Raw genomic sequence first — 24,701 nt, forward strand, 5'->3', positions numbered from 1 at the left:
ACATTCACAAGAGAGATTTCATGCCTCCTCGTTGGCCTCGCAAACCCGACCGTAACGACCCCGCTTTCCGCAAACTTGACGACCGGATGAACTTTGCCACCCATGTAGCAATTTTTGCAGCGTCTAATTCCGGGTTGTGGTTTTTCGACAACTTGCAAAAAGCTTCTTGGCCTTGGGCAATTTGGGTCACGGGCGGGTGGTTAATCGTATTGGTAGCCCATGCTGTGTATATTTTTGCGATCGCGGACTATTCCGCAGCTGCAACTACATCCGGGGATACGTCTTCCTCTGGGTAGATTGAAGATTCTTGCCGATTGTGGAGGGCGCGATCGCACCCGCTTTGATTGAATAGGATCGATGTAGATTTCCTATTGAGGGTATCAAAATAAGTCCTATGGCTAAGACAAACACCACCGAAACGATCGAAGCACTCGCCGCCGAAATTGGCGAAAACGTTTATATGGACATTGCCAAGTGGCATCTCTACTTAAGAGAAGCCCACTTGCACACCCTCCTCGCCGAACGGATGTATCCCATGTTGCTGGATAATTCCCTCTCCGAAGATAAGGTGATGCAGATCCTGCAAGACATGCCGGTGCGGCTAGGCGGCGGACACCGGGAAGTCCCGTTAGCAGATATGTTGCCGATGCAAAGTCGGGTACATTTGATCGATGTTTTGGAAGAATTTCAACGCAAGATGTAACGTAAGTTGCTAATTGGTAATTGCTAATTGCTAATTGCTAATATAGAATTTTTCCTGGCATTAGCCATTAGCCGCTCTTTTTAGATAACTAGCAACTTGAGTTATGTAGGTGAATTTGCCCATAAACCCGGTTTTTCTCAAAAACCGGGTTTCTTGTAGTTAGGTTCAGAATCGTTTCCAGACCCCAAGCGCAATTAGCAATTAGCAATTAGCAATTAGCAATTACTTGTTGTTAAATATCGATCAACTTCCAGCAAAATTTGCTTGCTGGGTTCGTAGGTGATGAGAGCGAGCGCTGTTTCTCGAGCGGCCCAGGTATAGCTCTGAATTTCTTCCACTTGACATTTTACCATGTCTGACTTTACCAATGCGGGAAAATAAGTCACGGTTTTCTCAAATGTTTTGTCTTTCTTAGTAAAGGTGTAATGTTCTACAAACTCAACGCCTTCTAACAGCGTGTAATCGGAAATTCCCGTTTCTTCTACCAATTCGCGACAGGCAGCTTGTAGGGGGGACTCGCCTGCGAGCGCGTGTCCTTTGGGAAAGCCCCAATGTCCCGCCTGGTGCTGAATCAGCAAAAATAAGTAAGTATCCCCTTGACAAAATATCGGGATAATGCCAAACGATTCATCTTTCAGAAAATTGGATTCAACCATCTTATTTAAGGGACTAGGGGAAGAAGGGCGTTGTATCAGATGTCCGTTAGCTTCGGTATTGTATAAACCGGGGGGGGGTTTATATAGCCCGTCTGTTAGAGTCAGAAATTATTGGTAAAACCCGCCCCTACACAATCTGAAAATATACACAACCAATGTAACCGTACACGATCTCAAAGGTTTCTCTTTAGATGGCTATTTGCCATAACTAGACCCTGTTGTTGGCTACGGGATTAGCAATTAGCCATTAGCGATTAGCACAATAATTATATTACCCCACCTTCTTTTTAACAAAGCGCTGACGTATCCGCGAGACAAAAATATCCATTTCTGGTAACTCCATTTTAATTGCAAGGAAACCAAACAAGCATAAGCCAACTAATCCAGAAATGCTGAGATCCAGCAGTTGAATTAACAAGCCTTCGCTACCTAAAATTTGTTGCAAACCCTGACTTGTACCCCAACTAGCGAAACCCGTGAAAATGCTAGCGCCGACTAAACCGCCGAAGGGTAATAACCACTGATGCATCGGTAAACCATTGAGTTTTTGGTTTAACTTCCACAACAGCAACACCATTGAAACAATATTGACGCCCATTGTGGCTAAAACTAAGCCGGGTGCGCCGAAAGGTTGAATTAAGATCCAGTCGAGCAAGCCATTAAGAAAAATATTCATGATGCTGATGCGAAATGGCGTTTCTCCATCCCCCAAGGCATAAAATACTCTTACCAAAACATCGCGCCCCAAATAGAAAAACATCCCGATGCCGTAAGCTACTAATAAAGATGCGACTAACCCGGATGCTTGGCGATTAAATGCCCCCCGTTCGTAAACGACTCTTACAATTGGCATCGATAGGGATATCATAATCGCTCCCAAGGGTAACATGGTCAGCGCGGTTAACATTAATCCTTGACGAATTCGCGCCTTGAGTTCGGGCCAATTTTCTGGGGCGGCGAGGCGGGAAAATACGGGTAAAAGGGGTACTAAAAGGACATTGGAAATAATTCCTAACGGAGTTTGGACTAAAAGGCTGGCATAATTTAACGCAGCGGCTGCTCCTTGGATGTAAGAAGCGAAAAATAAATCGGTGTAGACGTTAATGTGCAGCATCCCGGAAGAAAAGGTTGCCGGTGCCATAATTTTAATCACTTCTTGGACGCCTGGATTTTGAAAGTCAAACCGCAGGCGCAGGGTTCCCAAACCGGATCGCCACTGGGCAATTAACTGCACGATCCACTGTAAAATTGCACCGGCAAGCGTTCCCACTGCTAGGACAATTCCCCCCAGCATGGCGTATTCGGGGGCGATAATTTTGTTGCCCAATTGTAAGGCTAAAACGCCGAGTCCACCGATGACTAAAATGCTGGAAAATAAAGGACTAATCGAGGGTAGCCAATACATATCGGCGGCGTTGAGGGTGGCGAACCCGATACCGATCAGTCCGGCAAGGACGGCAATGGGTGCCATAATGCGGAGTTGAGCGATCGCTATCTCTTTCGTCTGCATCAGCGTCTGCACTTCTGGCGCGCTAAGTCCTTGAGTATGATTTAGCCCAGGCGCGACGATATTGGTCAGCGGTTCTGCAAAAATAATCAAACCGATCGTCACCAACAGCAGGACGCAGGTGATAAAAGTGGTCATCGTTTCCACGATCGGTGCGGCTTCTTTTTTATCCCGCTTTGCCAAAACGCTGACAATGGCGCTGTGGAATGGTCCGTTAATGCCTCCCAGCAAGACCAGTAAAAAACCGGGGAGAATATAGGCGTAGCTATAGGCGTTGGCAGCTGCACCTACGCCAAACGCGGCAGCGATCGCTTGCTGGCGCACCAAACCAAAGATTTTGCTGATCAATGTGCCAAATGCTACAATCCCAGCAATTACAGCCAGCGAACGAGAGGATTTCTTGATTTCAGTCACGTACAGTTACAAACTCGATTAGTGCCTCTCAATTATTTAAACCTGATGACGGCTGATTTTATCTATCGATACCCAACTCTTTATCCCGGCATATTGGTTAAACGCTATAAGCGATTTTTCGCCGATATCGAACTGGCGACGGGAGAAGTCATTACCGCCCACTGCCCGAATACTGGGCCAATGACGGGGGTTTCTACTCCTGGTAGTTTAGTACAAGTATCCCAGAGCGACAATCCCAAGCGCAAACTCGCCTACACTTGGGAAATGATTCAGGTGACCGACACCGAACCAACCTGGGTAGGCATTAATACAGCTTTGCCAAATCAGATCATAAAACTGGCATTGGAGAAACGATTGTTTCCCCAGTTGGGGAACTACAGCCAAATTCGGGGGGAAGTCGGCTACGGTGTGGATAAAGGCAGCCGCGTGGACTTTGTTTTGACGGGCAGCGAGGCGGATAAACCGATCTACTTGGAAGTAAAGAATACTACTTGGGCAAAAACTCCGGTGGCGCTATTTCCGGATACGGTAACGACGCGGGGACAAAAGCACCTGCGGGAATTGATCGCTTTACTGCCATCTGCTAGGGCGGTGATGCTGTATCTGATTAATCGCGGCGACTGTACCCACTTTGCCCCAGGAGATAGTGCCGATCCGGTTTATGGGGAGTTGTTGAGGGAAGCTTACGCATCTGGCTTAGAAGTTTTACCGATGCGGTTTGAGGTAACGCCAGGTGGTATTTGCTACAAGGGCTTGGCAGAGTTGATCCCATCTATGTCAGCATAATTTATAAATGGTGCATCTAACTTATGCTGAATAAAGTAGTGGCGCAGCCAGGAATGCTACAGCAAGAGCATCTTAGTGTTAAAACTGATATAAATCGGCTGATTGACGTTGTGGAATGGTTTGATCGATTCTGCCATCAGAATCTGTCTCGGCTTTCCTGGTTGGCAGATGAAAGCAAGAACCTCAACTTAGCCGTCGATATGCTGAAATTAGCCCTCGACGAAGGCTTTACCAACGCCGTTCGCCACGCCCATAAGGATTTACCACCGGAAACGCCTATCGACCTTGAGTTAACTCTATGGGCCGACCGACTGGAAATTCGCATCTGGGATCGAGGGGCACCGTTCGATCCGCCGCCACTCAAAGCGCCCGATCCAGGTAAACTTTCCATCGGTGGCTATGGTTGGTTTCTGATCCGAAGCATCGCGGATGATGTGGTTTACTTTCGATGTCCGGATGACAGAAACTGCCTACTCATCGTCAAGCACAAACGCAACTAATCAAAATTTCCAGCTGACAATCGAGCGGGGTCGCATTTGGGCTGATAGAATGGGCGGGCGAGACGCCCACTCCACAAGATCCCAATAGCTAATTGCTAATTGCTAATTGTCAATTGTCAATTGCCTCGAGAGCTGCTCAGTAATTATTGACTGTTTCTTTTTTATTTAGCCATTAGCGATTAGATATTAGCAGTTACACTTGGACATGATATTAATCATTTAGATGCAACGCTTCAACAACGGTCACAATTGGGGTTGATATTTCAATTTGGTTGGGTGAAGCCGAGAGGATAAAATCCCATTCACCGTTCAGTCCTTGTTCCACATCAACGGTCAGGGTGTTGCCGGAAAAATAGCTAACTTTTCCGCCATAGCGCGAGTAAATATCTAATATCATGTCCGCGAGAGATCAGTTGTGTATAGTTGATTGTGCGAAAAAGCGTTTTTTCTCCCCCATCCCCTTTGCTCCCCCATCCCCTTTGCTCTCCAAACGCAACCGATGCAACCGGACACGATATAATAGTATCGCAGAGATAATTAGCTCATATTTGGCTTTTTCAGTGCCAATATTAGTTGCCAGTATTTCATATCGGTTGAGAAATTATGATAATAAATTAGAAGGTTTACCCCCAGGAATTGCGGCAAACAAATTGGCAGTATTGACCAAGGTGAGCTTAAACGATGCTAGCGCTAAGTTGAGGCTCTTGAAATCCCTATAGGACATCTTATATTCCTCGAATTATGGTGGCGATCGCATCAGTAGGGGCACGGCAACAGTACTATCTTGGCTGCGGCAAAATAATTGTTGATGTTCCCTACATTATTTCCGCGTCATTTCAAACAAATTCTTCGCTTGAGCATCAAGAAACCCTTCAAAAAGCACCTTTTCACCCCCATCGATTTCTATCAAATTGCGTTCGGCAATCTCATAATAAGCATAAGTCCAAGGGATATTTATCAACTCACCGCTAGTATCATCTAGCACCGTAACCATTTCTTGCACAGCATGGGTTGCCGTCTGCCTTAAACCGCTGCAAGGACTGCCTTCAATCTGGGCTTTCATCGGCACGCCTCGCTGGGATAAGCCGCTAGCAGTACTTTCGATCTCTGGATACTCGGGAGTATTCTGGCGGTTGATGTAGCCGGTAAAGTGATTGACGGCGTATCCGTGCAGCAGTACCCAGGCTCCATACTGAGTTACGTTATTTACTGTTTCCACAGTGGATTTCCGGGGAGGTTGCCAAGGGCGAGTAAATATTGTTGAAAGTTGATTGACAAATTGTTCTATTTCTGATTCAGATAAGGACTCGATATTGCTGGGAAATGTTGGCGAATGGATGGATAAACCTGACACGACTGTTTGAGAAATCAGTTTGGCAATTTCATCAGGTAATTCATCAACAATTAACTCGCTAATAAACAATTTTGGCAAGTCGAATTCGTCTTGTTTTGGATGGCGATAGTGACGCGCATACAGATGAGATGAAGGAAAGTGATATTCCCCTGCTGGTGCGTAACCTAATGCTGCGACAATTTGCGCGAGATGTTCAATTCCCAGATTCTTTTGTTCGACTGTTAAGCGCAAAGAACGGAAGGCGATGTGGTCGTTGGCGACGGTACCACCCGCTGCGGTTATCATTTTTTGGTAAACTTGGGCGTAATTGACTCTGGAAATGTAATTTTCCCAGAGTTTATGCCAGAGTTTTTGAGCGATTTGGTAATTGGTCATAGGTAATGGGTAATGGGTAATGGGTAATGGGTAATTGGTAATTGGTAATTGGTAATTGGTGATATCAAATCCGCTTTCATCACCCTCCTTTTAAATAAACCGCGAAGACGCGATAGACGCTTTCTTCGGCGCACCCGTTGGGTAGGACACAAAGAGAAGAGGAAGAAGATAAGAGGGGTTGTCGCTCCGAATTTGGTATGATTGACTAATCGCTAATCGTAGATAGGAATCAACCGAATCTCCATGAGCAATTAGCAATTAGCAATTAGCAATTAGCAATTAGCAATTCTTCGATAATTTCCAGCGCCATTTGAATTTGGTCGCTGTCGATAACCAAAGGCGGACAAAACCGAATCGCTGCTTTACCGCAACCTAAGAGTAACAAACCTTTGTAGAAGGCTTCATCTACAATTTTATCTCGCAATTTCCCATCAGGTTTTCCCGCTGCATCTAATAAGTCAATTGCCACCATTAAACCCTTGCCTCTCGGTAGGGAAACTTGCTGAAAGGTTTTCGCTAACCTGGTTAAACCTGCTTGCAATAACTCTCCCATATTTAGAGCATTTTCCATCATGCCTGTTTCCAAAAGCCGCAAGGTTACATTTGCAGCTGCACAGGCAACGGGGTTACCGCCAAAAGTGGTAGCGTGGGCACCGGGAGGCCAGGTCATTAATTCCGGTCGGGATAAAATTGCACCTAAAGGTAGTCCGCTGGCGATGCCTTTGGCTAGGGTAATGATATCCGGTTTCACGTCCCAATGTTCGATGGCAAATAGCTTGCCGGTGCGACCCATGCCGGATTGTACTTCATCGACTACCATGAGGATGTTGTAGCGATCGCACAGGTTTCTCACTCTCTGCAAAAACCCATCTTCGGGGACAATATACCCCCCTTCCCCTTGAATTGGTTCTACCACAATCGCCGCAACTTCTTGGGGGGGTAATACCGCCGGAAATAGCTTTTCTTCTAGATAATCTAAACTTTCATGAGTTCCATAGGGAATGTGCGTCACGCCGGGGACTAATGGCCCAAATTGCTTGCGCTGCACTGCTTTGGAACCAGTTAGGGACATCGCGCCGTAGGTGCGTCCGTGGAATGCACCGAGAAAGGCGACGATCAGCGATCGCCCCGTATAATACCGGGCTAATTTAATCGCCCCCTCGTTCGATTCGGCACCAGAGTTAGTAAAAAACACTTTCGCCCCGTTGGGAAAAGGCGCGCGAGCTGCTAATTTTTCTGCCAACTCCACCATTGTTTCGTAGTAAAAATCCGTACCCGACATGTGTAAAAATTGCGCCGCCTGGTTTTGAATTGCCTGGACGACTTCGGGATGGGAGTGACCTGTATTGGTGACGGCGATACCTGCGGTTAAGTCTAAGAATACATTGCCATCTACATCTTCGACCATACAGCCTTCACCACGGGCGATAACGAGGGGATAACCACGGGTGTAGGAGGGGGAAGAGACTGCGCGATCGCGTTCTACCATAGCATGAGCGCGAGGCCCAGGTAGAGACGTGACAATCCGAGGCGCGCGAGGCAGGGGACGTTTGGTAGGAATACTCAGCATATGATTTTGGATTGTGGCTGCGGGGATTTTAGATTAAAAAATTATGCAATTTTGTTCAGTAGTAACTACTTCTATGGTATTGGGTAAAATCCAAAATCCACAGATCCCATTTTTAAGGGTCATAGTGGAGGGTGTCACCATTGAGAAACCGGATCAACTTTTCTCTTAGAGGCGACCCCTTGATTCCCAAATCTTTCAATATGGAACTGATAAAATAGTTGCTCAGTTTCCAGAGACGATCGTCGTTTGCGATCGCTCTTAAAACAAATTGCTGGCTTTCTGTTAATTCGTGAATAGTTATCCCTTCTTGCAGCTTATTGTCTTGAAAAGCTAATTCAATTAGTGTCTTATAGCCGTAAGGGAGTTCCTCTACTTTTTGCGCCAGTACTGGAATGATATGTGCCATTTGCTCGTCGTTCAAACGCCACAAAAAGTCGCTAACTATTAAGTTGTGAGCAGTTGCCATATGGTTTTCGTAATGGTTGCATAGTCTCACAAATAAATCTGGCTTTTCGATTAGGTGAACTAGGGTTTGCCGAGCATTTTCAGACATATTTGTACCAGGGATATAGGCGAGAGCGATCGCAGCAGAAAGTTTGACGATATCCCTGGAAGAATTTGCATCTAAAACTTCCTCAAAGAATGCAGGTTCTAAAGGTGTATTGTTACTCAGAATTGCCAGAGATAACGGGAGCGTTGCTTTGACCATTTCCTCTGATTCTTTATGAAAGCGATCGCGCATTCTGTCGCAAATCCGCGCCGCATCTGCTTTACAGCAGGAAAGAGTGTAAGCTGCTCCAATTCTGGCTTTAGGTGCATCGTGTTCTAGTAAATTAAGATAGACATCAACGCCTTTATAAACGGCTTCATAAGTTTTTTCCATCCAGTATAATTCCTCTTCCATTTGTTCTTGGAATTCGGGCGTATTCCGTGTAGAGGCATATAGCGATGAATCTTTTCGCAGGTCGCAGAATGAGGTTCCCGTGCCTATGTGTGCCAAATCGATCAGAATCCTGTATAACAAATCTTCTTCAGATTCACGTTGCAGGTGTTCGATCAGAAAGGGTACAGCAAAAGCTGCTCGCCACAACAACGATCCTTGATGCCAACTTAAGTCAAATAAGTCGTTTAAAGCTAGCGATCGCACATCTTTTTCATCCGAGGATAAATGACGGATAGCAGATACCATATCCGCGCCTAATTCAGTTTCTAATTGCTCCCAATCCACGGTCATATCTACGCTTGGATAATCTGTTCAGCCGTCAGCGCCAATTCTGGGAAAGTGCGCGAAATTATTCCTTCAGCACCTCGATAAGGATTGCATTGGTAAACGCCACTTTCATCGAGTAAGAAAACAAACACTGTTGGCACTTTAGGATTCCCCAAGTAATTTCGACTTCCTAAAGCCAAGTAATCTACAATCCAATATTCTGGAATACCCAAACGTTGATATTCATCCAGTTTATCGATATAATCATCTTCCCAATTGGTCGATACTACTTCAACTGCTAACTGAAGTGGTTCGACGAAAGCCGTATATGCAGAAAGATTAGAATCCCAAAGTGCTTGATATACTACGCTTACATCAGGTTGGCGACCTTGTTCTTGTCCTTCTGGGGTAAGTGTTCTCACTACAATTCTGCCTGACACTCTGTAGTTTAGATTAAGACGTTTGACCTCATCTTGCAAAGAGTTTGAAATGAAATCTGCGATATTATCATGTTGTCTTGTCGCTAATTTCCTCACAACCTCTCCATTCACCAGTTCATAAAAACCTTCTGACTCAACTTCGAGTTCTAAGAATTGCTCGAAGGTAAGCTGTTGTTTTGCTTGGAATGTAGTCATGGTTATTTTTTATCAGCTAGGTTATCAAGCAACTATAGCTATAGCTCCTCCGACTTAGGCTTAATTTCAAATTCAAACCTAGAACGGTAGAAACAAACATCGAATTCTAAGAAAAAGTTTGTCTGTCCCAGAATTAATGGCGCGTTGGCACTTTTGACCCAAGCAAATACCAACCTTACAGGCGCAAACTCTCCAATCTCTGCCATGACAGATAGTGGCATAGCTGGCTGATTGCCGAGATTACCTGACAAGCGAATAATGGCTTCGCGCTCGTTCCAAACAGCACCTAACTGGATGCCAATTTCATAAGGCAAAACGTTAACTGTAGCACCACTATCCACTAACCCAACAACTTCAACAACCTGAGTATTGCGGCGAAGAATCAATGGAAGACGCGGCAGACTATCAAACTCATTTTGAGATGGATCTGTGGTCGAATATGTGAATCGCATTACACTTAGTTACCATCGCTGTCAGCCATTTTTAACGCTTGCATTAGAGCTTCTCCAGCACCAAAAGCATTGTAGGGTGTTGGCAAGTCGTAGGTTTTATGTGGCTCCAGAGGAAAAATAGACGCGCCAGCATCCAGTTCTTCCGCCAAGATGCGAATCAGCTTGAGTTTCTCTGGCGCAGATAATTTTCGAATAGCGGGAAGCAACTCTGTTAATGTCATTTTTGGCTTTTTATCCCCTCGTAGTAATGAATTATAGCTGTAACGTCATCCAAATCGGCAAGGCGTAGGATAGTTCTGGCACTTTCTAGTTGTAGTAAAGCCTTTACCATTGACCTTTCACCTTGCTTTCCTATTATCCATTACCAATTACCAATTACCAATTACCCATTACCCATTACCTATTCCCGATTATCAATTTGAGCGCGTTGCAATTTACCGGAAAAATCGACATAAACCGTCTTCCATTCGGTAAATACATCCAATGCGGCACTCCCCGCTTCCCGGTGTCCGTTTCCAGTTTGTTTGACGCCGCCAAAGGGTAAATGTACTTCGGCACCGATAGTCGGACCATTAATATAAGTAATGCCTGCTTCGATGTCGCGCATTGCTTGAAATGCCCGGTTGACATCGCGGGTATAAACTGAAGAAGAAAGACCGTAACTCGTATCGTTTAAGATCGCGATCGCTTCCTCAAACTCGCTTACCTCAATCAATGCCACCACGGGGCCAAAAATCTCCTCGCGGGCGACGCGCATATCGGGGGTAACTTTGTCAAGAATAGTCGGTGCAAAAAAGAAACCGTGGTGCAATTCCCCATCTTTTAATATTTCCCCACCGATTAAAACCTTTGCCCCTTCGCTGCGGGCAACTTCCAAATAATGACTCACTCGTTGCAACTGTCCCTGATTCACCAATGGCCCCACATCGGTATTAGGATCGTTACCATGTCCGAGCCGCAACTTGCTGGTATGCTCTAGCAGCATAGCGGTAAATTTATCCTTAATATCGCGGTGCAAAATCAACCGACTCGTTGCGGTGCAACGTTGTCCGGACGTACCAAATGCACCCCAGATCGCACCTTCTAAAGCAAGTTCTAAATCGGCATCTTCCATCACAACTTGGGCATTTTTCCCGCCTAATTCCAGACAAACTCGCTTGTGAGTGCGTCCGCAAGTCGCCCCAATTTCTGCCCCAGTTTTAGACGAACCCGTAAACGATACTAAATCAACGCCTGGATGTTCCAATAAAGCTTTTCCGACTGTTTCTCCTGCACCATGCACTAAATTAACCACCCCAGGCGGCAACCCAGCTTCTTGGAATAACCAAACCAGAAAATTAGCACAAGTAGAAGTATCTTTTGCCGGTTTCAGAATTACCGTATTGCCGCAAACTAACGCGGGCATCATTTTCCAACAAGGAATCGCCACGGGAAAATTCCAAGGAGTAATTAAAGCACAAACCCCGAGCGGCGTCCTTACACTCATAGCAAACTTATTGGGCATTTCCGAAGGTGTGGTTTGCCCAAACAAACGACGCCCTTCTCCCGCGTAATAAAACGCGCAATCAATTCCTTCTTGCACATCTCCCCGCGCCTCGGCAATCGGTTTGCCCATTTCCCGACTCATCAGTTGGGCAAGGGTTTCTTTGTGCTGAATTAACAACTCTCCGACTTTATGAATAAATTCTCCCCTGGCGGGCGCGGGTACAAGCCGCCAAGTGCGATATGCTTGACGCGCAGATGCGACAGCTGCATCCACATCGCCAGCTTCAGATCGGGGAAACGTGGCGATTAATTCCCGCCAGTCGGCAGGGTTCCGACTTTCTAAAGTTGCTCCCGATTGGGCGGGTATCCATTCTCCGTTGATGTAATTCAGGCAAGTCATGGGAATTTCAGATTTCAGATTTCTGATTTTAGATTTTAGATTGGGGATTAGACGGGGGGCGAGTTGATCTCACGGGACTTACGCCAAGAAACTCTACGTAGAAACCCGGTTTCTAGGATCGTCGTGGGTAAGTCCTGTCTCAATTGTCGCTGACTCTCGCATCTGCTGCTGATAGCGGATTGCCAGCGAAGTGTTGGAAAGCGTTTTGGCGCTTGGTTTGTGTAGCGGCACCCGCGCATGGTGCCTGCACACAGCTGTGCGGTGTACCATCACCGGATGCTTTCCCACCATACATCCACCCCGCAAGTCTTCCCTTGTCCTGGGTGTGGTCAATTATAGTTGGTTGAGACTGACGCGGCGACGCGGCGACGCTGTGAACTTTTCACCACCATGAACTGGCGCATGACTGCACCCCCTTGTCCTCCAATTCCCTCTCTCTATCAATTTTATTTTCTTTTCGATAGATAAAAATTTAATAAATATTTATAATTTTTGGGTGGGGGTGAGGGGTCAGACCCCTCATAGGGGTACTATACTATTAGTAGATGCACCCTGATGATTACCGCCCCGGCTGAAACGTCGGGCGTTTTTTTTTTGCTCAATTTGCTTCAGTGTTTTTACGTAAGGGAAATTACGCATATTGGTGGATTACCTGATAAAATAATAGTAAAAACACTGAAATAGCCGGATAAAATTGAGGGTAAAAATGAGCGATCGCAACGCAGGGAATGAATCTACAGCAATAGAAGGCATTTACGAAGCATGTATAGGAGTCCAAGATCCCATCCCTCAAATTCAATATTGGGAGCAATTCGGCTATCGCATCGGACAGGAGGGAGAATTATCTAAAGCAGCCGCCTACCAATTGTATGGAGTTGAGTCCGCTTTACGCTCGATCAGACTTTACCACGGAGAGGCCGACCACGGCTTAATTCGCCTGATGGTTTGGGAAAACCCGACAAACTCAGGGTTAAAAATGTCCTCGATGAAAGCAAAGGGAAACCGCTGGACAACAACGTTAACTGCTGATTTGTTCAACATTTTAAATCAGGTAGAAGCAGCCGTCGCCGCCGGTTTACCCATCAAATACACCTATCCGAGTTGGGAGATCATCTACAACAAAGAAAGAAAAGCGCGTCCTTTTATCGATCCCGCGATTGGCGTGCGAGAAATGATGGTGCTGCAACCTTTAACCAGACAAGTTTTATTTCAACGGTTTGGTTATACAATGTTTTCTTACGGCACTATCAATAACAGCGCTCCTTTTAAAACCAGCCAAATTACCCACATGGGAATGGTGGTTCAAGATGACAGCAAAGAAACGCTAAAATTTTATGAAGAAACCCTGGGATTGCTGCGAGTTCGCGATGATGTAGAAACTAATTACGATTCCAAAGCTGGAAGAGAAATTTTTGAATTGCAACCAAATGAAAAATTTTTAGTTACAGCTTTTGACGATCCGCGTTCGTCAAAAACAAACGTTCAAGCAGCGCGTTCGGGAAGGCTTTATATTATTAGATTTCCCGAATCAATCGAATTAGAAAATAACTTTGAAGCAGCGCAACCGGGATGTTTGGGAATGTCGCTATATACTTATCGGGTGCGGGGAATTAAACAGTATTTAAACCGCATCAAAGCGAGTCGAGTGCAAAAATTTACAGAAATTTCCTTAAACGAATTTGGGGAAGAAAGCTTTTCTTTTGTCGCACCCGATGGTTATTTTTGGACGTTACAGCAGATTGCAAGCGAGTGACGCCTTTTGTGTAGTGGCACCCTTAAGGGTGCGCGCACACTGCTGCCAAGGTGTACCTCATGCGCCTGCAATCCGCTATAATAACCCAAGTTGCTAGTTATAACTATCGTGGGTTGCACAGCAGAAGCTAATCGCTAATTGCTAATTGCTGATGGGAATATTTTTCGGTTCTACCATTAGCCATTAGCTATTAGCCATTAGCAGCCCTAAAAAGATAACGGACTAAAGTCCTGACTCCGGTTTATATTTTGATCCATCAGGCATAATCGCACCATCAAGGATAGCACCTCTCAAGTCAGAAATGCTCACTTTTGCACCTTTTAGATTTGCACCCATTAGGTAGGCATCCTTGAGGTTAGCACCACTCAAATTAGCCTTCTTCAATTTGGCACCGCTCAGGTTAGCATTGCTAAAGTCAGCACAAATTAAGTTAGCGCTACTGAGGTTGGCACTACTGAGGTTTGCCTGATTCAAGCGAGCAAAACTCAGGTTGGCACCCTCGAGATTAGTAGCAATAAGTTTAGCCTTACTGAGGTTAGCATTATCGAGGTTGGCGTGGCTCAGATTACCATTACTAAGATCGGCTTCACTCAAATTGGCTTCACTGAGATTGGCGTTAGGGATATAAATATCATCTAACTCTGCACCAGGAGCATCCAATTCTCTAAGAGAAACACCATCCTGATTCAAATCTTGGAGTGCTAAGATTCTTGCATAACTTTTTCTGATGCCGTGGGATCCATCAACTACACTCCAAGCTTGGTAGTGAAATTGTTTTTTGCGATCGGGAGCTTCCTTAACGAATAGAACTAAGGCAATTATGAGACTGACAACATCAGCGGACTCCAGAGCGTCTGCCAGCAGAGAATTGTCATCGGCTATCACAAAAAGTATTGTGACTATGACGGCTGAAACAATAGCAATTAACCATGATGGTTGTGTCCAAAAAGCGTCGATAGCTTTCCCCGGAATTTCTTTGAGGATGGCTAGCCACTTCTGTATTGATAATTGGGGCAGAAGTTGCCGATAACTGTCGCTGATTTTCCCTAGAATTGCTTTGAGGAATTCACCATCCCACTGTGATACTAAAGGCTTTTTCTGTTGCTCTACTTGCGGCTGAAGTTGCTGGGATTCGTTTAGTAGTTCTGCCTTGGATTCTGAAGGCTGCTTAATCGTTGCTGCTGTTTCATTTCGGACAACTTTTGGTTGATTATCTACACCAGCACCTTTTAACATCTCCGTGGTAATTGCTCTGTAAGCAGCTACCCACGCTTGCTTAACTTCACTGGTCCAATCTTGCTCGAGGTACTGCTCCAAAGTAGAAAGCAGTGCTGCTCCAACTGGTCCGTAAGATTTGGGAATTACTCCATAGCCAACCTGTCTAGCTCCCAGAGCTTTGAGTACTTCCCCTAAAGCTTCTGGATTCCGTAAACCTTCTACCACCAATACCAGAGAATTAAGTAGCTTTTTCTGCTGCTTTTCCATGTCGGTACTAGCAAACAGCGGTTTCACCTCTGGGTGCGCTGTAAACAGGTTTTCGTAGAAGCTGGCGGCAAATTCATCGCCACGTGGTTTAATTTTTTCAAAGCTGCTTTGTATTAACTCTACGGGTAATTTTTCTGGCTCTGTTAGAGCGACTTCCTCCAGTGTGTTCCCATCTGGTGTGGCTGGTGTCGCCTCCGCCTGTTCCTTTGGAATTTCCTGGTTCGGGAATTCAACTTGTGGTGACTGATTTGGAAGAGCTTTTCCCAATAAGTTAAATGAAAATTTACCAGAGCGAGGATTGATTTCCATATTTTTTCCCTGAATTGAAAGCTAACTCACTCATGCCTGACATAACGCAAGTTGCTAGTTATAAACAAGGGCGTTGCCAGCTTGCTAATTGCTAATTGCAAGCTTGCTAATATAGGATTTTTACCAATCTCGCCATTAGCCATTAGCCATTAGCCGCTCTTCGTGAGATAACTAGCAACTTGAGTTATTACAAATCTAAATTTTCCAATTCGTAAAACAGGGCAGCCATAAACTGCCGTGCATCCTTTATGCCCATCTCTCCCAGGGCTTTCCACTCCTCAGTACTGTAATCTAAATCAAGACCCATCACTTCTTGCGTCCAATAAGGCAAATTAGATGGGTTTTCCATTAGCTCATATCATGTCCGGTAGCAACGGTTGTGTAACTGCTAATAGCTAATAGCTAATCGCTAATGGCTGCTCTGGAGGCAATTGACAAGCTTGCAATTAGCAAGCGAGCAATTAGCAAGCGAGCAATTAGCCATCCATACACTACCGATCTCTCGCGGACATGATATCACAGGTCATCTTCAAGAGATCTGGTCCTGAAGTATGTTCTCTAGGCTTTGTTGCCAAACAAAAGGAAAGCAGTTTTCTTAAATTGCTTTCTGGGGGAATCGAGATCAGAAAAGCCATGTTTTGTGCCAGAAAAATTTTTATAATTTCATAACTATTTATTCCTATTTTCCTGGTGAGCGAGTATTTTTTTTGGGTATGATCTATTAGATTATGCACCAGCCAAGATTTTGCTATAAATTTTATTTCCTATAGCCCAAGCCGTATTTATGGCAGAGATTGCTCAGTTGTAATTTGCCTAAACCATTGTTTTGATAGTTTTTGTTGCTCATTTTTTCACCTGCTTGGTTATCTAGGTATTTAGAGGAGAGATTTACTGCCAATTAGCCTGAATCAACAACTGCCAACAGGGGAGGAAATAGTTTGCTATCGCGTGAATTTTGTCCTGGTGCCCTGATATTGTTGGTTCTTGCTTAATTATTTGCCTTCTTTTTCTAAGTTGGCTTTTGCCTTGCGAGGTAGGTTCTAAAAAAGTACTTTCTTTGTTGACAGTGAGACGAACTTTAATTACCGAAAATCAAAGCCTACAACTTTATAGGGTAATAGAACATGTCCGTAAAGTCTAATGCTTTATAAGCATCACACTTAGAATTTTTAGGCATACCCGATTTTTCCGACTTTTGCTACTTTCCTAGCATCAAGCAAGTATGCACTGCCGACATCAGAACTGCCTATACCCAAGTTGGTGCAAGCTTTGAAGCGGAAGCTCCCGACACGGTGACGCAAGGAAACCCCATGGTAGGAGTCAGGGGATTCCAACAAGGAATAATGTTCTTCTAGCGCGTTTAAATTCGGGAGATTCAAGACCAGGTGCAGAGATCAAAAGAAGGGTGCATTCTTAGCGTCACCCCAACTCCTTTGTCACCCCAACTCCTTTGTCACCCCAACTCCTTTGTCACCCCTTCTCCCCAACTCCTTTGTCTTCTTGGTCATTGCACAATGCCGCGATTGCGCCTCTAGCTTTACCAGGTTCCCTACCTGGTAACGAGGCGCAATCTGGAATGCTTCAATTGGCAATTAATCTTAGTCTTCCCCTGCTGGTAAGGGAAACCTTTCCCCTGCTAAATAAGCATCAAAATGCTTTTTAAAGTATGTCCAAGAAGTCATATCGCTATCTAACGGTGCTTTGGGAGCATTTTTATACAAAGGCACCCGCGTATTAATTTCATCTTGCAGCACTTGGGGTAATTCGGTGATATCTTTCACCTTAAGACCGTTGGCACTATATATTAAATGACCAGGGCGATTTCCCATTTTCATCCAAGGAACCCAAGGCCCAATTCTATCCCAACTTATCAACATTTTAGAAACTGAAACAACTTCTGGGTCGAGCAATTCTTGCGTAGGAACCGTGAGTTTAAATAATTCAGCTGCTTGATAGGTAGCTTGGGGACTGTATTCGGCAAATTTCGGCTCTTCTGCTAGGGGATTTGGGTAGGTGGAAAATAAATCAAATACAAAGGTTGTAATTTTCCCATTAACTTGGGCGGGAAACGTTCCTTTAAAATGCCCTTCAACGGGATTATTAGCCACGTGCATAACTGTTAGGGTTTCTCCCGTCCAGGGGTTTTCCCATTTGTGCATAATTTCTCCCGTACTGGGGTCAAGATAATAAGTTAATTCCCTAGAAGTAAACTCCCAAGTATCATCGGGATTGGCGATGCATCTGCTGACGCTCATTCCAGCTATACCGAACAATCGCCTTTTCTTTTCGTTGGGAACAAAAGCGTAAATCGAACCAGTCCAAGTAAGAAAGCTTTGATTACCATCGAGGGAAGCGCGTGCTTTGACCCATTGTTTGGTATCAAATTCTTTGACTTCGTTGATCATATATATAGCCTTGCCAATCCCGATGTACTTATTATTTCATTTATTGATGCAGAAACCCGGTTTCTTCAAGAAACCGGGTTTCTCTAGTAATAGATTCGCCAATTGTCTGCAACGCTCACCGCCACATGCTAAAGCATGTGGCTACACAAACGAAGCCTGCCTTCGCAGGCTCAAATCAAATGCAGCCCGCCTTCGCGGGCTTTATTTTTACAGCCACACCCTTAAGGGTGTCGGATGCAAGGCTTTTTCTCACCTGCTCACCTGCTCACCCTCTTACCTGCATTCTTGGAGGTATTTGCACCGGAGAGGCGACGTTCGAGATAGTCAATTAAGAATATCCACGCGGGTAGAGAGGCGTTGAGTCCCATCAGTCGCACGAGGTGTCCGGCGGTGACGATTTCGACGTTACGATCTAAGGCGAGGGAGACTAAAATCATTTCTGGTGCGCCTCCTGGTGCGGTGACTAAAATACAAGTTAGCCAATCCCAGGAGGTTAATTGATGAGCGATTGCCGCCGCTATCAATCCCGCTCCAATTATCAATCCGACGGGGATTAAAGCATATCCTACCGCTTTTTTGCTCAAATAAGGTTGATTTCCCCAATGTTCGCCGACGGCGACTCCCAGTAACACTTGACCGATTAAATTCACCAGTTTCGGGGGAGTAAAATCTAAGTCGGCAATGAAGGGAAGGTAATTCAACATTGGATTGAATATTATCCCCACAATTAACGCGCCAAAAAAGGGCGCGGCGGGAATTTTTAGCAACGTGGCAGAGCGAACGCCTAACAATGCGATCGCTAATGCTAAAACTAATAACGGTAGCCCTTGAATATCGATATTAAACAACTTGGGAGAAATCCCTACGCTCGCACCCGTGCTATCCCCTGCTAATAGCCTCGCTACGAACGGAATTGTCAAAACAACGGTGGTAACGCGGAGACTTTGAACTAACGCCACTTGGGAAACATTTCTACCATAATCAGCCGCGATACTCGACATAATTCCTACCCCACCCGGAGCGGTAGCGAGCATCGCATTAAACAAGTTTACTTTGCTAATGCGCGAGTAGAAATAGCCGATGAAAGTTCCGGTTACCAGACTAAATAATGTCAGCAGGATCAAAACGTGTAATTGGGAGGTAATTGCGGCTAGGTTGCTGGAAGCAATCGCAAATCCAATACTCAGTCCTACCAGGGTTTGTCCGATTTGTCTGGCTTTTTTATTCGGTTTAGGAGTTATTCTGTAAAAAATTTGGTAAGCTTTATAGACTAACGCTCCAGAAGCGATGCCCCCAAATAACCAAGCAACACCACCAATGCCGAATTTTGTTATTGCTATACCAAGGGTTATAGCGAGAAGCAGTTCTAAAACAACAATTGCTATGAGATGTTTTGTAGATAAGCTTTTATTCACAAGCGAATCCTCTTCCGTTTTCCGCGAAAATGAGTTTTACTTATATCAATAATTGTTTTAATTTATTGATAGTAGAAAACCAGGGTAACCAAGCATACGGGTTGCCTACTATGAGCTAGTATAACAGTTGTAAAGAATTATTGCAAGTATTTTTACTCATATTGAGTAGGGTGCGTTAGGCAAAAGCCGTAACGCACCGAGAGCCTTGAGGGTGCGTTACAGCTTTTGCTAATTGCTAATTGCTAATTGCCGCTACAAGGAGTAATTCTGATGCAACCAGAAACGATATAATGCATTTTAATCCAATTACCAATTACCAATTACCAATTACCACTACTCTTTAAATTGCTGCTCGATTTGGAGATATTTAGAAACGCCGATGAGTTCTTGAAAGTCTTTGAAACTAACCAAGTCTTTCAAATTAGCTGTGGTTCCTTGTTCTTTTAACTGACGCAAGCAAGCAGTCATTACCTGTGTCACCGCCAGCAGGGTAGAAACGGGGAAAAAGACTATTTTGAAGCCGAGTTGCTGTAACTCCGATGCAGAAAGTTGGGGAGTTTTACCGCCTTCAATCATATTGGCGACTAACGGCACATCTGGGAAAGCAGCGACGATGGCTTTCAATTCCTCAACCGACTGGGGCGCTTCCACAAATAGGATATCAGCCCCCGCTGCAATATAAGCGCGACCGCGATGAATTGCTTCTTCTAAACCTAGCGGCGCACGGGCATCGGTACGTGCAATGATTGCTAACCCACTGTCACCCCGCGCTTGGACTGCGGCGCGAATTTTCCCTGCATGTTCCGCCATGGGGATGACGCGCTTGCCTTCAAAATGACCGCATTTTTTAGGCCATTCTTGGTCTTCTAAAAGTATCCCAGCTATCCCTAATTGCACGGCATCTTTTACTGTCCGAATAACGTTTAAAGCATTGCCATATCCAGTGTCCATATCGGCAATTAGGGGAATATTAACCGATTGGGCGATCCGCCCTACACTGTAGAGCATTTCGGTAGCCGTGAGCAACCCGTAATCCGGCAAACCGAGGGTAGAAGCGGCAATACCAAAACCGCTAGTAGCAAGAACTTCAAAGCCCAATTGTTCGGCTAGTTTGGCTCCCAGACAATCGTATATGCCTGGAATTACTAGGATTTCAGGACGTTTGAGTAACTGTCGCAATTTTTGGCTAGAGGACATAAACAAAAAGGGGAGGACACTTTAAGGTAAAAACATCTCCCTCTGAGAATACAGCTAATTGGCTCACCTCGGATCGATCTTGCTAATTTTCCTGAACGAGCGCAAGATAGAGTAATTGTCCTGGAGAATGGCTGGTAAGCAGAGCAAGTACATAAATGCAATACCAACCGCTCTCTCCCAACCTGCAAAGAAGAGCAAAAGTACAATGTCAGAGCAAACCTTATTAAATGGCAATGAAGATCTATCCGCCCAAACTTATGAGTTCTTCAATAACCAGTGGAAGCTCTATCAAAAAGTAATGACCAACAATTACATGGGACACCGGGAACTTTACAGCATCCTGCATGAATTTTTAGCCAGCTACTTTCAAAAACCCTTTTCCCTGCTTGACCTCGGTTGCGGCGACGCCAGCTTTATTGCACAGGCTTTATTGCATACTACTATTGTTTCCTACAAGGGCATTGACTTATCCGAGACGGCTCTGAAAATTGCCCTGGATAATATGGAGTTTGGTGCTTACGAAAAAAGCTTTATCCAGGGCAATCTGTTTGAAGTTGTGCCTGAATTGGTACAACAGAAAGAGGATAGTTTCGATACTATTCTGGCCTCTTTTACCTTGCATCATCTGAGTCTTGCTCAAAAAGACTTGATTGTAGGTGAAATTTACCGTCTGCTTCAAGGTGGTGGGGTGTTTATTTTAATCGATATTGTTCGCCGAGAAGCAGAGAATCGAGAGGATTATCTTAGACGCTATCAGGAAGGTATCCGTCAACACTGGTCTTTACTTACTCCTCAAGAAATTGTAATGTCTGAAGAGCATATGTGTTCCTCTGATTTTCCTGAAACTCAGGCAACTTTTTACGAACTTGCCAGAAAGCATAATTTTAGTCGCTGGGATTGTCTCTATCGCGATCCGCTCGACACGACACAATTGTTGTGTTTTTACCAATAATTTAGGGATTGGTAATTGCCTTGACCGCTTTGAGTAATTCCGATGCCAGCGGAAACAATATACCTCTGTTGAAAGTCAAGTCAAAGACTGCTCGTGTCGCCTATCCCACAAGAGTTTTTGCAGGAGTTTATTGAGCGCTCGCTCGCATATTTTACCCGGAGCGCACCTCCACCCATCATCCCCGACCGCACCTCTTGACGGTTGGAACCAATACCGCTATGCTCAACAACTATAGGTTGCCAGACCTAAACTGGACGGCAACCTATATGGCTCGAAAATCTAGTTTCGCTGCCCAAAGCCGCTGCAAACGGCAATGGACAGCTTGACCCCCCAAACTGTGTAAGCAGTCGGGAGGCTAATTGAGAATTTTAACATTCTCTGGAGCCACCCTGCTTTGCGTTGCCGTGCGGGGTGGCTAGATTTTTGGCTTTTCCAGACCAAAAATGTAGGAGAAAATATCATGGCAGAAGATTTTCGTTCGGATTCATTCGGATCGGACAGTTCTAATTCCCAACCAGCGGAACCAGAACGGGAAGCTGTGCGGATTCTGATTATCAGTTCCGCCGCCGGAATCCGAGAAACGATCAACTCGTTGTATCAAAAAGACTTTGCACTGGTAGACGAGTGGACGCCAGTGCAACCCGCAGTCAATTATCCAGGCGAGTTGGTGACGATTCTCGTGCGCTATCGTAACCGACAAGAAGGCGATTCGCTGACGCGATAGCGATAGCTTCACGCGCATCGGGACGGTAAAAAACCTGAAGAATCCGGGTTTCTCTAAGAAACCCGGATTCTGTGGATCGCACAAAACCCACCGATGCACAATAAAGCGATATGGCACAATCGGAACAAATGGTTGAGGTTCGAATTATGACAGGAATTATGCCGAAAATATTACCACTGGAAAATGGCGATCGCATCACCAGGGCAGAATTTGAGAGACGCTACGATGCCATGCCCAACTTGAAGAAAGCAGAATTAATTGAAGGAGTTGTATACATGGGATCGCCTGTCCGAGTTATTCACGGCACACCACATGCGCTAATTATGGCTTGGTTAGGAATATACTGGATTGCCACACCAGGGGTTAACTTAGCAGACAATACTACAGTTCGCCTCGCTCCAGATAACGAACCTCAACCCGATGTACTGTTACGAATTGAAATAGGCGGACAATCAACAATTAGTGAAGATAGCTATGTGGAAGGTGCGCCGGAATTCATTGCTGAAATAGCGGCGAGTAGTGCTTCCTATGACTTGCGAGAAAAATTAAGAGTTTATTGCCGCAACGGTGTACAAGAGTATTTAATCTGGCAAGTTTACAACCAAAGAGTAGATTGGTTCCGCTTAAGATCAGGGGAATATGTTGCTTTATCAACAGATGTAGGAATTATTAGAAGCGAAATTTTTCCGGGTTTGTGGTTATCAGTTCCAGCTTTAGTCGCGGGGAATTTGGTTGAGGTGCAGTCGGTGTTGCAGATGGGGTTGGCAACGCCAGAACATCAAGCTTTTGTGGAACAGTTAGGGAATTAAGCGATCGCATCTTTAAATTCGTCCAATTACATAAGGAGGTTTACTATGGTAGCTAATCGTGAATCTAAATACATGACTCCCCAAGAATATCTAGAATGGGAAGAAAAGCAACCAATTAAATACGAATATATCAACGGCGAAGTGTTTGCGATGACTGGGGGAACTATTCCCCATACTTCGATTGCCCTTAATTTAGCTTCAGCCCTGAAATCTCACGTCAGGGGTAAAGGGTGTAAAGCGTTTATGGCAGATGCCAAAGTAGGTGTATCTGAAAATGGCCCCTATCACTATCCTGATGTGATGGTAACTTGCGATGAAAGGGACAGAAACGCTATTCAAGCAATTTATCATCCTTGTCTAATTGTGGAGGTTCTTTCGCCGAGTACAGAAAGTTTTGATCGCGGTAAAAAATTTCAGCAATATCGCCGCATTTCGACTCTTAAAGAATACGTTTTGATTGATGCGTCACAGATGAATGTTGAAGTTTTCCGATTAAACGATCGAGGAATTTGGGAACTTTATACTTATGGAGAAGGAGAGGAAATTTATTTAATTAGCGTTGATTTTCGGTGTGCGATCGCGCTTGTATATGAAGATGTCGTGCTGGAATCAGGCGAGGAAGAAACTATTCAACCCTAAAATAAATTATACCACGTCCGTTGAATTGCCCATAATAAAAAAACCTCACAGAGTTGTTGCGTAGGGACACGGCATCAGAGATATCTCGGACAAACAGATAACTTTAATCGTGCCGTGTCCCGGCTTGTAATTATGGGTAATAGGTGAAGTGTTGCTGACGACAGTCACAATTGACCCAAATCCTGCAATGTTTTGATGTCAGCTTCAAAATCTTCGACATCGTAATGAATCGGGATTTGACGACGGGCGAGTTCGTGTTGGAATTGGAGTAGGTGCATTCCTGCTAGGTGACTGGCTTTGCCGATGCTGATTTTCTTTTGTTGGAAAAGCATAATGATAATTTCTAACAGTAACTCTGTTTCTGAGATACCGCTGGCTTTGACAATTTCATCAGAAATGACTAGGCTCATGGTGTTTTCTGTTTGTCAGGCTGAATGCTTTTGAATCGATGGTAACATGAGTACCACCAGCCCGCCCGGAAATAAATTTCCGGGCTAATAGCGAAAGTCCATTTCAATGGACTCTAAAACAATATGCCAGTCCACTTGAGTGAACTTAAGCTATGAGATCTGGGAATTGATTCGGTGTCGGATGAATGGCGTAGCGAAATATCTTTGTTGCTGTCGAATCGCACCTCCTTCCCCACCAAAATTTCTGCAACACACAGATACCCGACTTCTCCAACAAGTCGGGTATCTAGCTAACTCATGTTATCTCGGAGAATTGCCAGATTTTTGCTGAAGATAACGGTATTAGGATGATTGACACCTAACACTCGTTCCGCAATTTCTAAAGCTTGCAAATACAAAGGTTCCGCTTCGCTGTAGCGGACTTGAGAGTTGTAGAGTCCTGCCAGATTATTCAAACTGAGGGCAACATCCGGATGGTCTTCTCCCAGCAGTCTTTTTCTCAATTGTAAAGCTTGCAAATACAAAGGTTCCGCTTCGCTGTAGCGGACTTGAGAAT

The 24,701-nt window shown here is 44.9% G+C and carries 28 protein-coding genes; 9 read left to right on the plus strand and 19 right to left on the minus strand.

Features of this window, described 5'->3' with window-relative positions; genetic code table 11:
• Positions 1 to 20 precede the first annotated feature (20 nt).
• Together MiSe_RS27380 and MiSe_RS27385 are read left to right on the plus strand one after the other, a co-directional pair.
• A complete protein-coding gene (locus tag MiSe_RS27380; RefSeq protein WP_226586426.1) occupies positions 21 to 296 on the plus strand; it encodes a 2TM domain-containing protein in 276 nt (91 codons plus the stop codon).
• A 98-nt stretch (positions 297 to 394) separates the two neighbouring features.
• Positions 395 to 703 carry a DUF3181 family protein gene (locus MiSe_RS27385; protein WP_226586428.1) on the plus strand — a complete coding sequence of 103 codons (309 nt, stop codon included), beginning with the start codon at positions 395 to 397 and terminating at the stop codon, positions 701 to 703.
• Positions 704 to 918: 215 nt separating this feature from the next.
• On the opposite strand, the gene MiSe_RS27390 is transcribed toward MiSe_RS27385, so the two are convergent.
• Positions 919 to 1,359 carry a bis(5'-nucleosyl)-tetraphosphatase gene (locus MiSe_RS27390; RefSeq protein ID WP_226586430.1) on the minus strand — a complete coding sequence of 147 codons (441 nt, stop codon included), beginning with the start codon at positions 1,357 to 1,359 and terminating at the stop codon, positions 919 to 921.
• Between the two features lie 271 nt (positions 1,360 to 1,630).
• Positions 1,631 to 3,280: a murein biosynthesis integral membrane protein MurJ gene (murJ, locus tag MiSe_RS27395; RefSeq protein WP_226586432.1), complete on the minus strand. Its 1,650-nt coding sequence runs from the start codon at positions 3,278 to 3,280 to the stop codon at positions 1,631 to 1,633.
• 45 nt (positions 3,281 to 3,325) lie between these two features.
• Between murJ and sfsA the strand changes: the two genes are divergently transcribed.
• Positions 3,326 to 4,066, plus strand: a complete 741-nt coding sequence (gene sfsA / locus MiSe_RS27400) for a DNA/RNA nuclease SfsA (RefSeq protein ID WP_226586493.1) — start codon at positions 3,326 to 3,328, stop codon at positions 4,064 to 4,066.
• A 23-nt stretch (positions 4,067 to 4,089) separates the two neighbouring features.
• Positions 4,090 to 4,566, plus strand: coding sequence for an ATP-binding protein (locus MiSe_RS27405; protein ID WP_226586434.1), 477 nt, complete (start codon positions 4,090 to 4,092; stop codon positions 4,564 to 4,566).
• A 211-nt stretch (positions 4,567 to 4,777) separates the two neighbouring features.
• On the opposite strand, the gene MiSe_RS27410 is transcribed toward MiSe_RS27405, so the two are convergent.
• From MiSe_RS27410 to MiSe_RS27450, 9 genes are all read right to left on the minus strand, one after another.
• Entirely contained in the window at positions 4,778 to 4,963 is a 186-nt protein-coding gene (locus MiSe_RS27410; RefSeq protein ID WP_226586436.1) for a hypothetical protein, read from the minus strand.
• Between the two features lie 423 nt (positions 4,964 to 5,386).
• Complete coding sequence (locus tag MiSe_RS27415) at positions 5,387 to 6,295, minus strand: DUF1338 domain-containing protein (protein WP_226586438.1); 909 nt, start codon at positions 6,293 to 6,295, stop codon at positions 5,387 to 5,389.
• 265 nt (positions 6,296 to 6,560) lie between these two features.
• Complete coding sequence (locus MiSe_RS27420; RefSeq protein WP_226586440.1) at positions 6,561 to 7,865, minus strand: acetyl ornithine aminotransferase family protein; 1,305 nt, start codon at positions 7,863 to 7,865, stop codon at positions 6,561 to 6,563.
• 112 nt (positions 7,866 to 7,977) lie between these two features.
• Positions 7,978 to 9,099 (minus strand): hypothetical protein, encoded by a 1,122-nt coding sequence (locus MiSe_RS27425; protein WP_226586441.1) that lies wholly within the window; start codon positions 9,097 to 9,099, stop codon positions 7,978 to 7,980.
• A 2-nt stretch (positions 9,100 to 9,101) separates the two neighbouring features.
• On the minus strand, positions 9,102 to 9,710 hold the full coding sequence (locus MiSe_RS27430; protein ID WP_226586442.1) for a Uma2 family endonuclease: 609 nt from the start codon (positions 9,708 to 9,710) through the stop codon (positions 9,102 to 9,104).
• A 38-nt stretch (positions 9,711 to 9,748) separates the two neighbouring features.
• On the minus strand, positions 9,749 to 10,162 hold the full coding sequence (locus MiSe_RS27435) for a hypothetical protein (RefSeq protein ID WP_226586447.1): 414 nt from the start codon (positions 10,160 to 10,162) through the stop codon (positions 9,749 to 9,751).
• Between the two features lie 5 nt (positions 10,163 to 10,167).
• Positions 10,168 to 10,383 carry a hypothetical protein gene (locus MiSe_RS27440; protein ID WP_226586449.1) on the minus strand — a complete coding sequence of 72 codons (216 nt, stop codon included), beginning with the start codon at positions 10,381 to 10,383 and terminating at the stop codon, positions 10,168 to 10,170.
• A 179-nt stretch (positions 10,384 to 10,562) separates the two neighbouring features.
• Positions 10,563 to 12,047 (minus strand): aldehyde dehydrogenase family protein, encoded by a 1,485-nt coding sequence (locus tag MiSe_RS27445; RefSeq protein WP_226586450.1) that lies wholly within the window; start codon positions 12,045 to 12,047, stop codon positions 10,563 to 10,565.
• 93 nt (positions 12,048 to 12,140) lie between these two features.
• Positions 12,141 to 12,380 carry a hypothetical protein gene (locus tag MiSe_RS27450; RefSeq protein WP_226586453.1) on the minus strand — a complete coding sequence of 80 codons (240 nt, stop codon included), beginning with the start codon at positions 12,378 to 12,380 and terminating at the stop codon, positions 12,141 to 12,143.
• Between the two features lie 373 nt (positions 12,381 to 12,753).
• Between MiSe_RS27450 and MiSe_RS27455 the strand changes: the two genes are divergently transcribed.
• The gene (locus MiSe_RS27455) at positions 12,754 to 13,800 is read left to right on the plus strand and encodes a hypothetical protein (RefSeq protein ID WP_226586454.1); all 1,047 of its coding nucleotides are present in this window, start codon (positions 12,754 to 12,756) and stop codon (positions 13,798 to 13,800) included.
• Between the two features lie 222 nt (positions 13,801 to 14,022).
• Here MiSe_RS27455 and MiSe_RS27460 read toward each other — a convergent pair whose 3' ends face one another.
• The 5 genes from MiSe_RS27460 to MiSe_RS27480 form a co-directional block, all read right to left on the minus strand.
• Complete coding sequence (locus tag MiSe_RS27460; RefSeq protein ID WP_226586456.1) at positions 14,023 to 15,594, minus strand: pentapeptide repeat-containing protein; 1,572 nt, start codon at positions 15,592 to 15,594, stop codon at positions 14,023 to 14,025.
• Between the two features lie 187 nt (positions 15,595 to 15,781).
• Complete coding sequence (locus tag MiSe_RS27465; protein ID WP_226586458.1) at positions 15,782 to 15,943, minus strand: hypothetical protein; 162 nt, start codon at positions 15,941 to 15,943, stop codon at positions 15,782 to 15,784.
• Between the two features lie 1,249 nt (positions 15,944 to 17,192).
• Positions 17,193 to 17,999, minus strand: a complete 807-nt coding sequence (locus MiSe_RS27470; protein WP_226586461.1) for a DUF1838 domain-containing protein — start codon at positions 17,997 to 17,999, stop codon at positions 17,193 to 17,195.
• Between the two features lie 257 nt (positions 18,000 to 18,256).
• Positions 18,257 to 19,414 (minus strand): AbrB family transcriptional regulator, encoded by a 1,158-nt coding sequence (locus MiSe_RS27475; protein ID WP_226586463.1) that lies wholly within the window; start codon positions 19,412 to 19,414, stop codon positions 18,257 to 18,259.
• 333 nt (positions 19,415 to 19,747) lie between these two features.
• Positions 19,748 to 20,611, minus strand: a complete 864-nt coding sequence (locus MiSe_RS27480; protein WP_226586465.1) for an isocitrate lyase/PEP mutase family protein — start codon at positions 20,609 to 20,611, stop codon at positions 19,748 to 19,750.
• Positions 20,612 to 20,816: 205 nt separating this feature from the next.
• Here MiSe_RS27480 and MiSe_RS27485 point away from each other — a divergent pair, with 205 nt between their 5' ends.
• The 4 genes from MiSe_RS27485 (at position 20,817) to MiSe_RS27500 (ending at position 23,735) form a co-directional block, all read left to right on the plus strand.
• Entirely contained in the window at positions 20,817 to 21,563 is a 747-nt protein-coding gene (locus MiSe_RS27485) for a class I SAM-dependent methyltransferase (protein ID WP_226586466.1), read from the plus strand.
• A gap of 460 nt (positions 21,564 to 22,023) precedes the next feature.
• Entirely contained in the window at positions 22,024 to 22,287 is a 264-nt protein-coding gene (locus MiSe_RS27490) for a hypothetical protein (protein ID WP_226586469.1), read from the plus strand.
• Between the two features lie 146 nt (positions 22,288 to 22,433).
• Entirely contained in the window at positions 22,434 to 23,096 is a 663-nt protein-coding gene (locus MiSe_RS27495) for a Uma2 family endonuclease (RefSeq protein ID WP_226586476.1), read from the plus strand.
• Between the two features lie 45 nt (positions 23,097 to 23,141).
• The gene (locus tag MiSe_RS27500) at positions 23,142 to 23,735 is read left to right on the plus strand and encodes a Uma2 family endonuclease (protein ID WP_226586478.1); all 594 of its coding nucleotides are present in this window, start codon (positions 23,142 to 23,144) and stop codon (positions 23,733 to 23,735) included.
• A 45-nt stretch (positions 23,736 to 23,780) separates the two neighbouring features.
• Here the strand turns inward: MiSe_RS27500 and MiSe_RS51225 are convergent, their stop codons facing one another.
• The 3 genes from MiSe_RS51225 to MiSe_RS27510 all read right to left on the minus strand — a co-directional run.
• A complete protein-coding gene (locus MiSe_RS51225) occupies positions 23,781 to 23,903 on the minus strand; it encodes a hypothetical protein (RefSeq protein ID WP_264196709.1) in 123 nt (40 codons plus the stop codon).
• On the minus strand, positions 23,900 to 24,145 hold the full coding sequence (locus MiSe_RS27505; protein ID WP_226586480.1) for a UPF0175 family protein: 246 nt from the start codon (positions 24,143 to 24,145) through the stop codon (positions 23,900 to 23,902). Before MiSe_RS27505 ends, MiSe_RS51225 begins: the two co-directional genes overlap by 4 nt.
• A gap of 290 nt (positions 24,146 to 24,435) precedes the next feature.
• Positions 24,436 to 24,701 (minus strand): tetratricopeptide repeat protein (locus MiSe_RS27510; protein ID WP_226586482.1); only part of this gene is annotated, 266 nt, incomplete at its 5' end.

Source organism: Microseira wollei NIES-4236 (assembly GCF_020521235.1).
In the GTDB taxonomy this organism is placed as follows: domain Bacteria; phylum Cyanobacteriota; class Cyanobacteriia; order Cyanobacteriales; family Aerosakkonemataceae; genus Microseira; species Microseira wollei.